The 14024-nt window shown below is 64.8% G+C and carries 13 protein-coding genes; all 13 read right to left on the bottom strand.

Features of this window, described 5'->3' with window-relative positions; genetic code table 11:
- Nucleotides 1-16: 16 nt before the first annotated feature.
- Nucleotides 17-1171, bottom strand: coding sequence for a GGDEF domain-containing protein (locus SPHN_RS18510; RefSeq protein ID WP_248522735.1), 1155 nt, complete (start codon nucleotides 1169-1171; stop codon nucleotides 17-19).
- A 430-nt stretch (nucleotides 1172-1601) separates the two neighbouring features.
- Complete coding sequence (lpdA, locus tag SPHN_RS08690; RefSeq protein ID WP_248522734.1) at nucleotides 1602-2996, bottom strand: dihydrolipoyl dehydrogenase; 1395 nt, start codon at nucleotides 2994-2996, stop codon at nucleotides 1602-1604.
- Complete coding sequence (locus tag SPHN_RS18585) at nucleotides 2989-3351, bottom strand: DUF5615 family PIN-like protein (protein WP_353460642.1); 363 nt, start codon at nucleotides 3349-3351, stop codon at nucleotides 2989-2991. The genes lpdA and SPHN_RS18585 overlap by 8 nt, the downstream gene beginning before the upstream one ends.
- A gap of 5 nt (nucleotides 3352-3356) precedes the next feature.
- Nucleotides 3357-3599, bottom strand: a complete 243-nt coding sequence (locus tag SPHN_RS08680) for a DUF433 domain-containing protein (protein ID WP_147079310.1) — start codon at nucleotides 3597-3599, stop codon at nucleotides 3357-3359.
- A gap of 7 nt (nucleotides 3600-3606) precedes the next feature.
- A complete protein-coding gene (odhB, locus tag SPHN_RS08675; protein ID WP_248522732.1) occupies nucleotides 3607-4857 on the bottom strand; it encodes a 2-oxoglutarate dehydrogenase complex dihydrolipoyllysine-residue succinyltransferase in 1251 nt (416 codons plus the stop codon).
- Between the two features lie 120 nt (nucleotides 4858-4977).
- Nucleotides 4978-7914, bottom strand: coding sequence for a 2-oxoglutarate dehydrogenase E1 component (locus SPHN_RS08670; RefSeq protein WP_248522731.1), 2937 nt, complete (start codon nucleotides 7912-7914; stop codon nucleotides 4978-4980).
- A 116-nt stretch (nucleotides 7915-8030) separates the two neighbouring features.
- A complete protein-coding gene (sucD, locus tag SPHN_RS08665; protein ID WP_056047458.1) occupies nucleotides 8031-8915 on the bottom strand; it encodes a succinate--CoA ligase subunit alpha in 885 nt (294 codons plus the stop codon).
- A gap of 54 nt (nucleotides 8916-8969) precedes the next feature.
- Entirely contained in the window at nucleotides 8970-9266 is a 297-nt protein-coding gene (locus SPHN_RS08660; protein WP_248522730.1) for a GIY-YIG nuclease family protein, read from the bottom strand.
- Nucleotides 9267-9341: 75 nt separating this feature from the next.
- The gene (mdh, locus tag SPHN_RS08655) at nucleotides 9342-10313 is read right to left on the bottom strand and encodes a malate dehydrogenase (RefSeq protein ID WP_248522729.1); all 972 of its coding nucleotides are present in this window, start codon (nucleotides 10311-10313) and stop codon (nucleotides 9342-9344) included.
- Between the two features lie 230 nt (nucleotides 10314-10543).
- The gene (zapE, locus tag SPHN_RS08650; RefSeq protein ID WP_248522728.1) at nucleotides 10544-11635 is read right to left on the bottom strand and encodes a cell division protein ZapE; all 1092 of its coding nucleotides are present in this window, start codon (nucleotides 11633-11635) and stop codon (nucleotides 10544-10546) included.
- Nucleotides 11636-11757: 122 nt separating this feature from the next.
- Nucleotides 11758-12234: a PaaI family thioesterase gene (locus tag SPHN_RS08645; RefSeq protein ID WP_248522726.1), complete on the bottom strand. Its 477-nt coding sequence runs from the start codon at nucleotides 12232-12234 to the stop codon at nucleotides 11758-11760.
- A gap of 196 nt (nucleotides 12235-12430) precedes the next feature.
- Nucleotides 12431-13225 carry a succinate dehydrogenase iron-sulfur subunit gene (locus SPHN_RS08640; RefSeq protein WP_248522725.1) on the bottom strand — a complete coding sequence of 265 codons (795 nt, stop codon included), beginning with the start codon at nucleotides 13223-13225 and terminating at the stop codon, nucleotides 12431-12433.
- A gap of 133 nt (nucleotides 13226-13358) precedes the next feature.
- Nucleotides 13359-13940: a ClpP family protease gene (locus SPHN_RS08635; RefSeq protein ID WP_248522724.1), complete on the bottom strand. Its 582-nt coding sequence runs from the start codon at nucleotides 13938-13940 to the stop codon at nucleotides 13359-13361.
- Nucleotides 13941-14024: the final 84 nt, after the last annotated feature.

Below are 14024 nucleotides of genomic sequence, written 5' to 3'. Positions count from 1 at the left end.
ATCAGGCTGGCCGGGATCAGGCTGCCTGATCATAGGCGGCGGATTTGCCGCGGTCGGCTTTTGCACCATACATGGCCTGGTCGGCACGGGCGATCAGATCGGCGATCGGCGTAGCGGCATCCGCCTCGACGACGCCGATGCTGACCGTGGCCGCGGAGGCGGCTGGACCGTATTGCGCCATGGTCTGTGCGAACTGATCGGCGATCCGCGTGGCGATGGCTCGCGCCTGCGCGATCGGCGTGGCTGGCAGCAGGCAGACGAACTCGTCGCCGCCCCATCGTGCGACATGGCCCTGCTCGCCGAGCGCTTTGCGTGCGATGTCGGCGAGCATGCGTAGCGCGGTATCGCCAGCCGCGTGGCCGTGGGAATCGTTGAGCGCCTTGAACCGATCGACGTCGAGCATCATGATCGAGGCCGGTTGGCGGTCGGCTGCATGCCCTGCAAGTTTGCGCGCGACGCGGTCGAGCCCCGCGCGGTTGAGGGCACCGGTCAGCCAGTCCCGCTCCATCTGGTTTCGCAGCGCGTTCTGGCCGCGCTCGGCCTGAAGGATCAGCAGCGAGAAGGTGCGGAAGATGATGAAGGCGATCTGGCCCGCGGCAAGCCAGGCACCGAGGCCGTCGTGCATGCCGGTCAGCTGCGTGCCGATCCGGTCGTGATAGGCGAGCCAGGCACGGCCGAGGAACAGCGGCACGGTGATCGCGAACAGCGTGGCGACGATCCAGCCGGTTTGCAGCGACTCCCTCCGCGCGAGGCGTAGCGCGGCGATCACGACGACGATGTCGAAGCTTGCTCGGACGACGCTGAGATAAGCGACCCGGAAGGGAAAATGCGCCGGGTCGTCGCTGACGACCAGCGGGGCGGCAAGAAGAACGGCGATGCCGAGCAGCGGCGCCAGGCGGGCTTCCGGGCGTGCGAACCGGAGCACGGCGCCAGCGATCAGCGCGTAGCCCACCACCGCAGCGGGGTTGCCGGTGTTGGGCGCCCAGGTGATGCCGATACTGTCGTTCAGGACCGCCATCATCGTACCGAACCCGACGACGAGATGGCCGCCGCCCCACAGGAGCGCCCATCTGCCGAACCGGCCGGTCGCGACAGGAATAAGGTGGACGAACCCCGCGACCAGCATGCCGAGCGCAGCGACCACGTAAAGGGTAGTGAGATCGAGCGCCACGGACACCTGCTTGTTCGGTCGTTACGTGGCCTAATAGGCTGGCTTTGCTAAGGAATCGTTTGAGCACGGCGGGCTGACCCCAGTTTTCCGGGTTGGGTAATTCAGCATGTTGTGCCTGGTCCGTCATGAACCTGCGTTCCGACGTTCGCCGGGATACCGGATAGGAGTGGGCGTAGCGGACGAGACTTGAGAGGTACGCGGTTAGGACGTTTCCGGGACGCTAATGCGAGATCGCGGATGGCCCCAGCGCGGCGCTTCGGCCGGCAAACGCAGAGAGAGCGCCGATGGATGCTCCACTGACGCCCTCTCAGATTCACTTGGTCGCGGATGTCAGGTCTCGCTTGGCCGGACAGAGGCAAAGCCCCTGTCGTCGGACGGCGCTGGAGCGCCGCCGGCCGGGCAAGCCCTTTAGATCCATATCTAGCTCTTGCTAGATATGGATCGGCTTGCCCTGCACCGCCATCGCCGCCTCTTTAAGTGCCTCGGCATGCGTCGGATGCGCATGGCAGGTGTAGGCGATGTCCTCGCTGGTTGCACCGAATTCCATCGCGATGGCGGCTTCGGCGATCAGCGTTCCCGCCAGCGACGAGACGATCCAGACGCCGAGGACGCGGTCGGTCTTGGCGTCGGCGATGATCTTCACGAAGCCGTCGGTGTCACGGTTGGTCTTGGCGCGGCTGTTCGCGGCGAAGGGGAACTTGCCGACCTTGATCTCGGTCTTTTCCTTCGCCGCTTCTTCGGTGAGGCCGACGCCGGCGATCTCGGGCATCGTGTAGACGACGCTCGGGATGACGTCCTCGTTGACGATTCCAGTCTGGCCGGCGATGTTTTCCGCGACTGCGACGCCCTCGTCCTCGGCCTTGTGTGCGAGCATCAGACCGGGGATGCAGTCGCCGATCGCCCAGACGCCGTCGACCTTCGTGCGGAACGAGTGGTCGGTTTCGATCTGGCCGCGCTTGTTAAGCTCCAGGCCGATGGCTTCGAGGTTGAGGCCGTCGACGTTAGCCTTGCGCCCGATCGAGACGAGCACCGCGTCGGCGGTCAGCGTCTCGGACGCGCCACCGGCGGCAGGCTCGACGGTGACGGTCGCGACGCCGTTGTCGACGGTCACGCCGGTGACCTTGGTCGAGAGCTTCAGCTCCATGCCCTGCTTCTTGAAGAGCTTGGCGCTCTCACGACGGACTTCGCCGTCGAAACCGGGGAGGATCTGGTCGACGAACTCGACGACGGTGACCTTCGCGCCGAGACGACGCCAGACGCTGCCGAGTTCGAGGCCGATCACGCCACCGCCGATGACGACCATATGCTCGGGGACCTTGGGAATCTCGAGCGCGCCGGTGCTGTCGACGACGGTCTTCTGATCGACCGTGACGCCGGGGAGCGGCATGACCGACGAGCCGGTAGCGATGACGATGTTCTTCGCGGTGACCTTCTGGCCGGCGACATCCACCGTATGTGCGTCCTGGAACGCGGCCTTGCCCTTGAGCCACGTCACCTTGTTCTTCTTGAACAGGAATTCTACGCCGCCGGTCAGTTCCTTGACGGCCTTGGCCTTCTCGGCGTGCATCTGGTCGAGGTTCAGGGTGACGCCGGCGAACTCGACGCCGAACTTCGTCATGTGGCCGCCCTTGGCTTCCTCATACAGTTCGGACGAATGCAGCAACGCCTTGGACGGGATGCAGCCGACGTTGAGGCAGGTGCCGCCGAGCGTCTCGCGCGATTCGGCGCAGGCGGTGCGCAGGCCGAGCTGCGCGGCGCGGATCGCCGCGACGTAACCGCCGGGGCCCGCACCGATCACGAGGACGTCATAGTCGTAGTCAGCCATTGTCTTTGCTCTTCGCTGGGAGGGGAACAGCGCGGTCACGCTTCGTCCCGATGACAGTCATATGGCCATTGCACGCCTCGAATTCGAGGAGCGGCAACAACCGCGGAAGGATGTGTTCGACGTGGTCCGGCTCGAACCGGACATAGATGATGCCGGGCGGCGGGGTCGCTTGCTTCAGGAAAACCAGTTCACCGAAATCACGATCACACGTAATGAGAAAGCGATCGTCGGCGACCGCATGCGCGAGAATGATATCGTCTTTCTCGTCGGGTAAAATGACGGCAGCACGTACGACATCGTGTCCGGCTGTACTCAGAACGCGAGCGATGCGGCTACCGATGTTCGCATCGCACATCAGCCTCAAGCCGCGCGTGCCCGACCGATCGCGACATAGCTTTCGTCGTGCATGAGATCTGCGGCAAACAAGGCGGCGGCGCGGAGGTGCTCGGAAAGCACCCCCGGATATTCTTCCGCGATCTGGTCATAAGACCAACCCGCACCGACCAGCTTCAGGACGCGTTCCACGGTATAGCGCGTACCCCGAAAAACGGGCTTGCCGCCCATGATCCCGGGGTCCGAGTGAATGTGGTCGCGCCAGTCCATTGCTACCTCACAGGTCGATAAGAATCCGCGTCGGATCCTCGATAGCATTTTTCAGCGCGACGAGGAACGTCACGGCTTCGCGGCCGTCGATCAGGCGGTGGTCGTAGCTGAGCGCGAGGTACATCATCGGGCGGATGACGATCTCGCCGTTCACGACGACCGGGCGCTCCTCGATGCGGTGGAGGCCCAGCACGGCGGACTGCGGCGGATTGATGATCGGGGTCGACATCAGCGAGCCGAACACGCCGCCGTTCGAGATCGTGAAGGTGCCGCCCTTCATCTCGTCCATCTTGAGCGCGCCTTCCTTCGCGCGCTTGCCGAAGTCGCCGATCGTCTTCTCGATCGTCGCGACCGACATCTGGTCGGCGTCACGGATCACGGGGACGACGAGGCCGCCCGGCGACGACACCGCGACCGAGATGTCGGCGTAATCGTGATAGACGATGTCGTCGCCGTCGATCGATGCGTTGACCGACGGGATGTCGCGCAGCGCCATCGTCGCGGCCTTCACGAAGAAGCCCATGAAGCCCAACCGGACGCCGTGCTTCTTCTCGAACAGGTCCTTGTACTTGGCGCGCGCCTCGATCACCGCGGTCATGTCGACGTCGTTGAACGTCGTCAGCATCGCGGCGGTGTTCTGCGCTTCCTTGAGGCGCTTGGCGATCGTCTGGCGGAGGCGCGTCATGCGCACGCGCTCTTCGCCGCGACCCGATGCGGCGGCGGGGGCTGCTGCCGGAGCGGGCGCTGCGGCGGGAGCAGGCGCTGGCTTGCTCGACGCGGCGGCGGTCACGTCTTCCTTGGTGATTCTACCGTCGCGGCCGGTGCCCTTAACGGTGCCCGGGTCGACGCCGTGCTCGAGCACGGCGCGGCGCACCGACGGGGAGAGTGCGGCGGGCGAGTCGCTGGTGCCGGCGCCGGGCTGGTCGCCGTAGCCTGCGCCGGACTCGTCCTTGGCGGCGGGAGCAGCGGGGGTTGCCGTCGCAGCAGGTGCGGGCGCAGGAGCCGACGCGGCGGCGCCGTCACCCGAGTCGATCGTGGCGAGCATCGCGCCGACCTGCACGGTGTCACCGACGGCGACGGCGTGCTGGCCCATGACGCCGGCGACCGGCGACGGGACCTCGACCGAGACCTTGTCGGTCTCGAGGCTGGCGATCGGCTCGTCGACCGCGACGGGGTCGCCGGGCTGCTTCAGCCACTCGCCGAGGGTGGCTTCGGTGATCGATTCACCCAGGACGGGGACGGTGACTTCGGTTGCCATGTTCTATCTTCCTATCGTTCCCCGGCGAAGGCCGGGGCCCAGGTGGGAAAGCTTATCTTCAGCTACTGACGTCCCCCAACTGGGCCCCGGCCTTCGCCGGGGAACAGCAAGGGGACGGTGTTACGATGCGCGGGTGCGGCGGATTTCGTCGCGGACGTTGTGGCCGAGTGCGTCGGCGACGAGCGCGCCCTGCTCGGCCTGGTGACGCTTCATCAGCCCGGTCGCGGGCGACGCCGACGCGTTGCGCCCGGCATAGCGCGCGCGCTTCACAGGTGAGTTCACCGTCGCCAGCGCCTCCTCGATCAGTGGCTCGACGAAGAACCAATAGCCGTTGTTCTTCGGCTCTTCCTGCGCCCAGACGATCTCTTCGAGGTTCGGCATCCGCGCGACGCGTTCGGCGATCGGCTCGCCCGGGAAGGGATAGAGCTGCTCGACGCGAACGATCTGGGTGTCCGTGTCGCCGTGGGCATCGCGTGCCTCGATCAGGTCGTACGCGACCTTGCCGGTGCACAGCACGAGCCGCTTCGTATCGACGTCCGCCGCACCGTTGGTGTCGGACAGGAGACGACGGAAGTGGCTGTCGCCCTGGAAATCCTCGGCGTTCGACACGGCCAGCTTGTGCCGCAACAACGACTTGGGCGTCATCACGATCAGCGGCTTGCGGAAGTTGCGGTGCATCTGCCGGCGGAGCAGGTGGAAATAGTTCGCCGGGCTGGTGCAGTTCGCGACCTGGATGTTGTCGTCGGCGCACGACTGAAGGAAACGCTCGGGACGCGCCGAGCTGTGCTCAGGCCCCTGCCCTTCATAGCCGTGCGGGAGCAGCATCACGAGGCCGTTGGCGCGGAGCCACTTCGACTCACCGGACGTGATGAACTGATCGATCATGATCTGCGCGCCGTTGACGAAATCACCGAACTGCGCCTCCCAGAGGACCAGCGTCTTCGGATCGGCGAGCGCGTAGCCGTACTCGAACCCGAGCACGCCGTACTCGCTGAGCGGGCTGTCGAGCACTTCGAAGCGACCGTGTTCGATTTCCTGCAACGGCACGTACTTATGCTCGTCGGTCTGGTCGACCCAGACCGCGTGGCGCTGCGAGAAGGTGCCGCGGCCCGAATCCTGGCCGGACAGGCGGACGCCGTACCCTTCCGAGAGCAGGCCGCCGAATGCGAGCGCTTCGCCGGTCGCCCAGTCGAAGCCCTTGCCCGACTTGAACATCTCGCGCTTGGCATCGATTACGCGGTTGAGCGTCTTGTGGATCTTCACGCTGTCGGGGATCGTGGTCAGCGTACGGCCGAGCGAGTCGAACAGCTTCTGGCTGAGACCGGTCTCGACGTTGCGCCGCGCGGAACCGCCATCGGTCGGCGCGCTGAGGCCGGTCCAGCGACCGCCGAACCAGTCGGCTTTGTTGGGCTTGTACGACGACCCGGCTTCGAACTCGCCCTCGAGACGGAGCGTGAATTCCTTCACGTTCTCGTCGATCCAGGGCTGGTCGATCACGCCTTCCTTGATCAGGCGATCGCCGTACACCGAGCTGACGCCCGGGTGCTTGCGGATGATGTCGTACATCAGCGGCTGCGTGAAGGACGGCTCGTCGCCCTCGTTATGGCCGAAGCGGCGATAGCACCACATGTCGATGACGATGTCGCGGTGGAACTTCTGGCGGAATTCCATCGCCATCTTGGTCGCGAAGGTGACCGCCTCGGGATCGTCGCCGTTGACGTGGAAGACCGGCGCCTGAACGCCCTTGGCGACGTCCGACGGGTAGGGCGACGAGCGCGCGAACTGCGGCGAGGTCGTGAAGCCGACCTGGTTGTTGATGATGAAGTGGACGCAGCCGCCGGTGTTGTAGCCGCGGATTCCCGAGAAGCCGAGGCACTCCCAGACGATCCCCTGCCCGGCGAACGCGGCGTCGCCGTGGATCAGCACGGGCAAGCTCGCGACGTGATCCTTGAGGTCGTTGTTGAGCGTCTGGATCGCGCGAGTCTTGCCGAGCACGACCGGGTCGGCGGCTTCGAGATGCGACGGGTTGGCGACGAGGCTCATGTGAACCTTGTGACCGTCGAACTCGCGATCGGTACTGGTGCCGAGGTGATATTTCACGTCGCCCGAACCGCCGATGTCGTCGGGATTGGCCGAACCGCCGGCGAATTCGTGGAAGATCACGCGCAACGGCTTGGCCATCACGTTGGCGAGCACGTTGAGGCGACCGCGGTGCGCCATGCCGATGACGAGCTCGCGCACGCCCATCTGGCCGCCATACTTGATCACGCTTTCGAGCGCGGGGATCATCGATTCGCCGCCGTCGAGGCCGAAGCGCTTCGTGCCGACATACTTCTTGCCGAGGAATTTCTCCCACTGCTCGGCCTGGATCACCTTGGTGAGGATCGCCTTCTTGCCGTCGGTGGAGAATTCGATCGCCTTGTCCTGGCCTTCCATGCGCTCCTGGAGGAAGCGGCGCTCCTCGACGTCGGAGATGTGCATGTATTCGAGGCCGACATTGCCGCAGTAATTCTTGCGCAACGTGTCGACGAGCTCGCGGATCGAGACCCATTCGAAGCCCATCGTGCCGCCGAGATAGACCTTCCGATCGATGTCGGCGTCGGAGAAGCCGTGATATTCGGTCTTCAGATCCTCGGGCATCTCGCGCTTCGACAGGCCGAGCGGGTCGAGATTGGCGGCGAGATGGCCACGGACGCGGTAGGTGCGGACGAGCAGCTGCGCGCGGATCGCATCGGCGGCGGCCTTGGCGATCTCTTCCTTCGAGACGGGCGCGGGTGCCGCTGCGGCGGGGGCGGGCTTGCCGCCCTTTGCGGGCTTGGGCGCGGGCTCCATCTGGGTGGGATCGAGCGCTGCGGTCAGGTCGTCCGTGGTGGTGAGCGGCCAGCGGGCGCTCTCCCAGCTCGGGCCCTGCGCGGAACCTTCGAGACCCTCAAAGAACGCGCGCCAACCGGATTCGACCGAGGCCGGGTCCGCGTTGAACTTGGCGTAGAGCGTCTCCACGAACGCCGGGCTGACGCCGGCTGCGATATCGCTGAAATCCTGGCCTTCGTAGCCCATCGTTCTCGTCCTAGCCGCTAAGAATTTCGTCATCCCGGGCTCGCCCCGGGACCCAGAGTTACGGGCGGCGCGCTGGCGACCCTGGATCCCGGGTCAAGCCCGGGATGACGATATGTTCAGCCCTTCAACACGCTCAGTAGCGTCTCGCCGAGCAGGCTGGGGCTTTCCGAGACCTTGATCCCGGCAGCTTCCATCGCCGCGATCTTGCTCTCCGCGTCGCCCTTGCCGCCCGACACGATCGCGCCGGCATGGCCCATGCGGCGCCCCGGAGGTGCCGTACGACCGGCGATGAAGCCTGCCATCGGCTTCGACCGACCGCGCTTGGCTTCGTCGCGGAGGAACTGTGCCGCCTGCTCTTCTGCGTCGCCGCCGATTTCGCCGATCATGATGATCGACTGGGTTTCGTCGTCGGCCAGGAACAGCTCGAGCACGTCGATGAAGTTCGTGCCGTTGACCGGATCGCCACCGATGCCAACCGCGGTCGTCTGACCGAGACCTGCGTTCGACGTCTGGAACACCGCCTCATAGGTGAGCGTGCCTGAACGGCTGACAACGCCGACCGAGCCCTTCTTGAAGATCGAGCCGGGCATGATGCCGATCTTGCACTCACCGGGGGTCAGCACGCCGGGGCAGTTCGGGCCGATCAGGCGCGACTTGGAGCCCGACAGCGCGCGCTTGACCTTGACCATGTCGAGCACCGGAATGCCCTCGGTGATCGCGACGATCAGCTCGATCTCGGCGTCGATCGCCTCGAGGATAGAATCGGCGGCGAAGGGGGGCGGCACGTAGATGACCGACGCGGTCGCGCCGGTCATCGCCTTGGCTTCGGCGACGGTGTTGTAGACGGGGAGGTCGAGGTGGGTCGTGCCGCCCTTGCCGGGCGTGACGCCACCGACCATCTGCGTGCCGTATTCCAGCGCCATCTTGGTGTGGAAGCTGCCGGTTTCGCCGGTCATGCCCTGGGTGATGACCTTGGTGTTCTTGTCGACGAGGATGCTCATCTTGTCTCGTTCCTTACCACCCCGGCGAAGGCCGGGGCCCAATTGAGAAAGCGGTCATGGTCGTGCGATGCGATCGTAAAGGTCGTCCCAAGTGGGATTGAAACCGTTGATCTCACGCAGTTTCCAGTCTCGTTTCCACTCCTTCATGTGCAGCTCACGCTGCCGGGCGGCTTCCCAACTACCGGCCAACTCATACCAGACGAGCAGCTTGCAGTCGTATTTCTTCGTGAACCCGGCGACGACGGCGTTGCGGTGTTCCCACACGCGCTTCGCCAGGTTCAACGTCGAGCCGAGGTAGATCGTGCCATTATATCCGCTGGCCATGATGTAGACGAACGCTTGTTCTTCCATCAGCGGGGACTTCCCAATTGGGCCCCGGCCTTCGCCGGGGTGGTGCGATCCTTACCTCACCTCAAATCAGTTCAATTACTCAAATCGGTTCAGCGAACCATCGATACCCTTGCAGGCCACGATCAGTTCCTTGACCGCGTCGACCGAGACCTGGAGGTTGCCCTTGGCCTCGTCGTCGAGCTTGATCTCGACGATCCTCTCGACGCCACCAGCCCCGATCACCACCGGCACGCCGACGTACAGATCGGTAAGGCCGTACTCGCCCGAAACATACGCCGCCGCGGGCAGCACGCGCTTCTGGTCGTACAGATACGCCTCGGCCATCGCGATGCCGCTGGTCGCCGGTGCGTAATACGCCGAGCCCGTCTTCAGCAGCGCGACGATCTCGCCGCCGCCGCCGCGCGTGCGCTTGACGATCGCGTCGATCTTTTCCTGGCTCGACATGCCCATCGCGATGAGATCGGGAACCGGGATGCCCGACACGGTCGAGTAGCTGATGACCGGGACCATCGTGTCGCCGTGGCCGCCGAGCACGAAGCTAGTGACGTCCTTGACCGAGACCTTGAACTCGTCGGCGAGGAAGTGGCTGAAGCGTGCCGAGTCGAGAACGCCGGCCATGCCGACCACCATGTGGTGCGGCAGGCCTGAGAACTCGCGGAGCGCCCACACCATCGCGTCGAGCGGGTTGGTGATGCAGATCACGAACGCGTCGGGTGCGTTGGCCTTGATGCCCTCGCCGACGGCCTTCATGACCTTAAGGTTGATGCCGAGCAGGTCGTCGCGGCTCATTCCGGGCTTCCGTGCGACACCGGCGGTGACGATGATGACGTCCGCGCCGGCGATGTCGGCATAGTCGTTCGAGCCGGTGATCTGCGAGTCGAAGCCCTCGACCGGGCCGCACTGCGACAGGTCGAGCGCCTTGCCCTGGGGGATGCCCTCGGCCACGTCGAACAGGACGATATCGCCAAGGCCCTTGAGTGCTGCGAGGTGCGCGAGCGTGCCGCCGATGTTACCGGCGCCGATCAGCGCGATCTTCTTGCGAGCCATTCCAATCCGTCTCCGTCTGATGTGCGGGGTGATTGGTGACGCCGGTTACGCGCATTATGGCGCTACGGCAACCGTTAAAAGGACAAAAGCGGGTTGTTATTGCGATTGGTTCTCATGTGCAATAAGCTTTGCCGGCTTCGTCATCCTGACGAAAGTCAGGACCCAGGATACCAAACGCAGCATTCGTGGCTCTGGGTCCTGACTTTCGTCAGGATGACCGGAGGGGTCGGTCAGAGGTGGCCTTCCGCCAAATATTCCTCGGAGCGCATCTCTTCCAAACGGCTGATCGTGCGGTCGAACTCGAACCTGCCGTCGCCACTCTGGTAAAGGTCGCCGGGTTGCGCATCCGCAGCCGCAAGCAACTTCACCTTGTGCTCGTACAGCGCGTCGATCAGCGCCACGAACCGTGCCGCCTCGTTGCGGTTCTCCGGCCCGAGCTTAGGGATGCCGACGAGGATGACGGTGTGGAATTTCCGCGCGATGGCGAGGTAGTCGGCCACTCCCCTCGCCTCGCCGCACAGCTTCTTGAAACTGAACACCGCGACGCCCTTGAGCGATTTCGGCACCCGCAGCGTGCGGCCCTGCACCACGAGGTCTTCGGCGGGGACGTGCTCGCTGTCGTCGGTCGAGAAGTCGGTGAGGCGGAAGAACGCGGCGGAGAGCTGCGCGGTCGCCTCGGGGCCATTGGGGACGAGCCAGGTGTCCTGGCTGCCGAGACGATCGCGGCGATAGTCGACCGGGCCGTTGAGCGGGAGCACGTCGAGGCGGTGTTCGATCGTCGCGATGAAGGGCAGGAAATGCTCGCGGTTGAGGCCGTTCTTGTAGAGATCGGACGGCGGCCGGTTCGAGGTGGTGACGATCGTCACGCCGGAATCGAGCAGCGAGGTCACCAGCCGCGACAGGATCATCGCGTCGGGGCTGTTGGTGACCATCATCTCGTCGAACGCGAGCAGGCGGGTCTCGTCGGCGATTGCGGCGGCGACGGGGACGATCGGGTCGCCGACTTCCTTGCGACGCTCGGCGGCGATGCGCGCGTGGACCTCGAGCATGAACTCGCCGAAGTGGACGCGGCGCTTCTTTTCGACGGGCGCGTTCGCGAAGAACAGGTCCATGAGCATGGACTTGCCGCGACCGACCCCGCCCCAGAGGTAGACGCCGCGGGGGTCCGGTTTCTTCGAGAAGCGCGCGAAGAAGCCGGTGGACTTGGGGATGCCGAGTTCGGTGGCGAGGGTGTTGAGGCGGCCGGCGGCGGCGGCTTGTTCGGGGTCGGGACGGAGTTCGCCTGAGGCTACGAGGGCTTCGTAGGCTTTGAGGACGGTCACTTCGCCACCCCTGCACCACCCCGGCGGAGGCCGGGGCCCAATATGGAAGGTTTTGATAATGGAGCGGGGCGCTTCAACAATGATCGTGTCCCAATTGGGCCCCGGCCTTCGCCGGGGTGGTATTAGGTGGCGGTGTCAGCCTTTGGGGGCTTGCCGGACGGCTTGCGGATCGTGGCCGAGAAGGCGGCGATCTTGTTCTCGTCGTCGCCTTGCACCACCAAGCCCCGCAGGAACAAGAGGCGGCCGGTTTCCTTGAGCACCTCGACCTGCGCCTCGATCGGCTCGCCGACGCGGCCGCCGCCGATGAACTGGGTGTTGAGATCGAGCGTCACCGCGGTGCCGGCGGTGATCAGGCCGAAGCCTCTTGCGGCCGCGAACAGGGCTACGTCGATGAACGCGAGGAGCGCTCCGCCGTGGACGTTGTTCTGGAGGTTGGAGTGGCGATGCTCGGGGGTGATGCGGACGCGGACAGTGTGGCCGTCGACGCGGTAGAGCATGGGGCCGAGGAGGGTGTTGAAGCGCGTCGGGTCGGAGAGCGACCAGCTGCGCCAGCCGGGGTTGGCTGGGTCTTCGGCTTCGAGGAAATGGGGTTGGGTCAAAGATGTTTCCTTGAAACCCTTTCCCCGTTCATCCTGAGCGAAGTCGAAGGATCTTGGGAATGTCATCCCCCGCCCCGAGCGGGTGCTTCGACTTCGCTCAGCACGAACGGGAGGGGGGAGCGGCACCGGAGGGGGAAGCGGATTGAGGCGGGGAAGAAGGGGGCGGGCGTAAAACACACCCCCCTCCACCAAAGGATCAGACGATCCGTTCGGCTTCCATCTTCTTGATCTCGGCGATCGCCTTGGCGGGGTTCAGGCCCTTGGGGCACGCGTTCGCGCAGTTCATGATGGTGTGGCAGCGATACAGGCGGAACGGATCCTCAAGTTCGTCGAGGCGCTCGCCGGTCATCTCGTCGCGGCTGTCGGCGAGCCAGCGATAGGCCTGCAACAGGATCGCCGGCCCCAAGAACTTGTCCGCGTTCCACCAGTAGCTCGGGCACGAGGTCGAGCAGCAGGCGCACAGGATGCACTCGTACAGACCGTCGAGCTTCGAGCGATCTTCCGGCGACTGGAGGCGTTCCTTGCCCGAGGGTGGCGGGGTGACGGTCTGCAGCCACGGCTTGATCGACGAATATTGCGCGTAGAAATGCGTGAAGTCGGGGACCAGGTCCTTGATCACGTCCATGTGCGGCAGCGGGGTGATCTGGACCTCGCCCTTGCAATCCTCGATCGCGGTCGTGCAGGCGAGGCCGTTCTTGCCGTTGATGTTCATCGAGCACGACCCGCAAATGCCCTCGCGGCACGAGCGGCGGAAGGTAAGCGAGGAATCCTGCTCGCTCTTCATCTTGATCAGCGCGTCGAGCACCATCGGGCCGGTGTCATTCAGATCGAGCTCGAAATTATCGTAGCGCGGGTTCTCGCCCGAATCCGGATCGTAGCGATACACCTTGAACGATTTCAGACGCTTGCTGTCCCCCGAACCCTGGCTGGTCGAGGCGTGCTTGACGCCCTTCTTGACGACGCTGTTTTTCGGGAGCGAGAATTCGGCCATTGCGAGCGGTCCGTCCGTGGTGTGTTTATAGGTTGTGGAAGCCGATACATGACACGGGCCCCGCTCGCAAATGCTTAGCTTCGCGGGTGCAACATGGGTCACCCACGCTGCCGCGTCGCCTGCTCCCTAGGGCTTAGATGATATCGAGGATAAGGCCGAGGTCGCGGGCTTCCTCGGCTTCGATGTACCAGTTGGAGGGGGCCTTCTTCTTCAGCTCCTCGAGCGATACCTTCGAGCCCTGGACGATCGCGCGAAAGCCTTCCTCCTGGATATTGATCGAATCCTCGATCTCGTGGAGCTTAGCCTTGAGCGCGTAGGACAGCGTGTTGAGCGGGCCGTTGAGCTCGATCGTGCTCTGCATCTGGCGCTCGTGGATCATGATGCGGCTGCCGCGCGTCAGGAAACGGCTGTCGACCGGGAAGGCGGACATGAACGTCGCCCCGGCGGAGTAGACCGCGACCTTGCCGAGGAAGAGCGTCTCGCGGTCGGTGTATTCGCGGAGCAGGCGGATGTTGTCGCCCATCGCGCGCGCGACTTCGGGGTCGCCGCCGAGCGTGGTGATCGAGACGACCAGCGGGCCTTCGGTGGGGGCGGCGACGAGTTGCGACTTAAAGGTGTCGTACATCGCGTCGTCGACGGGGCCGTGGAGGTGGACGTGGGGGGCGGCGAGCAACGGGTAGTTGCGGGCGTTCGAAGCGGGGGATGTGTCGGTCATGCCGCGGCTAACTTCTGCGGGGGGAGTGGGTTCCGAGCTGGTTGCTGCATATCAGCACAGTGATTTGGTGAGACCTGTTTGACG

The organism is Sphingomonas faeni (assembly GCF_023195535.1).
Taxonomy (GTDB): Bacteria; Pseudomonadota; Alphaproteobacteria; order Sphingomonadales; family Sphingomonadaceae; genus Sphingomonas; species Sphingomonas faeni_B.
Note: the sequence above shows the minus strand (reverse complement) of the source record. Positions and strands in the feature narration are given on the sequence as shown.

What these genes read in the sequence shown, in the direction of transcription:
- lpdA (WP_248522734.1), bottom strand. Translation starts at nt 2,996, where the DNA reads ATGGCTGACTACGACTATGACGTCCTCGTGATCGGTGCGGGCCCCGGC.
- SPHN_RS18585 (WP_353460642.1), bottom strand. Translation starts at nt 3,351, where the DNA reads ATGTGCGATGCGAACATCGGTAGCCGCATCGCTCGCGTTCTGAGTACA.
- SPHN_RS08680 (WP_147079310.1), bottom strand. Translation starts at nt 3,599, where the DNA reads ATGGACTGGCGCGACCACATTCACTCGGACCCCGGGATCATGGGCGGC.
- odhB (WP_248522732.1), bottom strand. Translation starts at nt 4,857, where the DNA reads ATGGCAACCGAAGTCACCGTCCCCGTCCTGGGTGAATCGATCACCGAA.
- SPHN_RS08670 (WP_248522731.1), bottom strand. Translation starts at nt 7,914, where the DNA reads ATGGGCTACGAAGGCCAGGATTTCAGCGATATCGCAGCCGGCGTCAGC.
- sucD (WP_056047458.1), bottom strand. Translation starts at nt 8,915, where the DNA reads ATGAGCATCCTCGTCGACAAGAACACCAAGGTCATCACCCAGGGCATG.
- SPHN_RS08660 (WP_248522730.1), bottom strand. Translation starts at nt 9,266, where the DNA reads ATGGAAGAACAAGCGTTCGTCTACATCATGGCCAGCGGATATAATGGC.
- mdh (WP_248522729.1), bottom strand. Translation starts at nt 10,313, where the DNA reads ATGGCTCGCAAGAAGATCGCGCTGATCGGCGCCGGTAACATCGGCGGC.
- SPHN_RS08640 (WP_248522725.1), bottom strand. Translation starts at nt 13,225, where the DNA reads ATGGCCGAATTCTCGCTCCCGAAAAACAGCGTCGTCAAGAAGGGCGTC.
- SPHN_RS08635 (WP_248522724.1), bottom strand. Translation starts at nt 13,940, where the DNA reads ATGACCGACACATCCCCCGCTTCGAACGCCCGCAACTACCCGTTGCTC.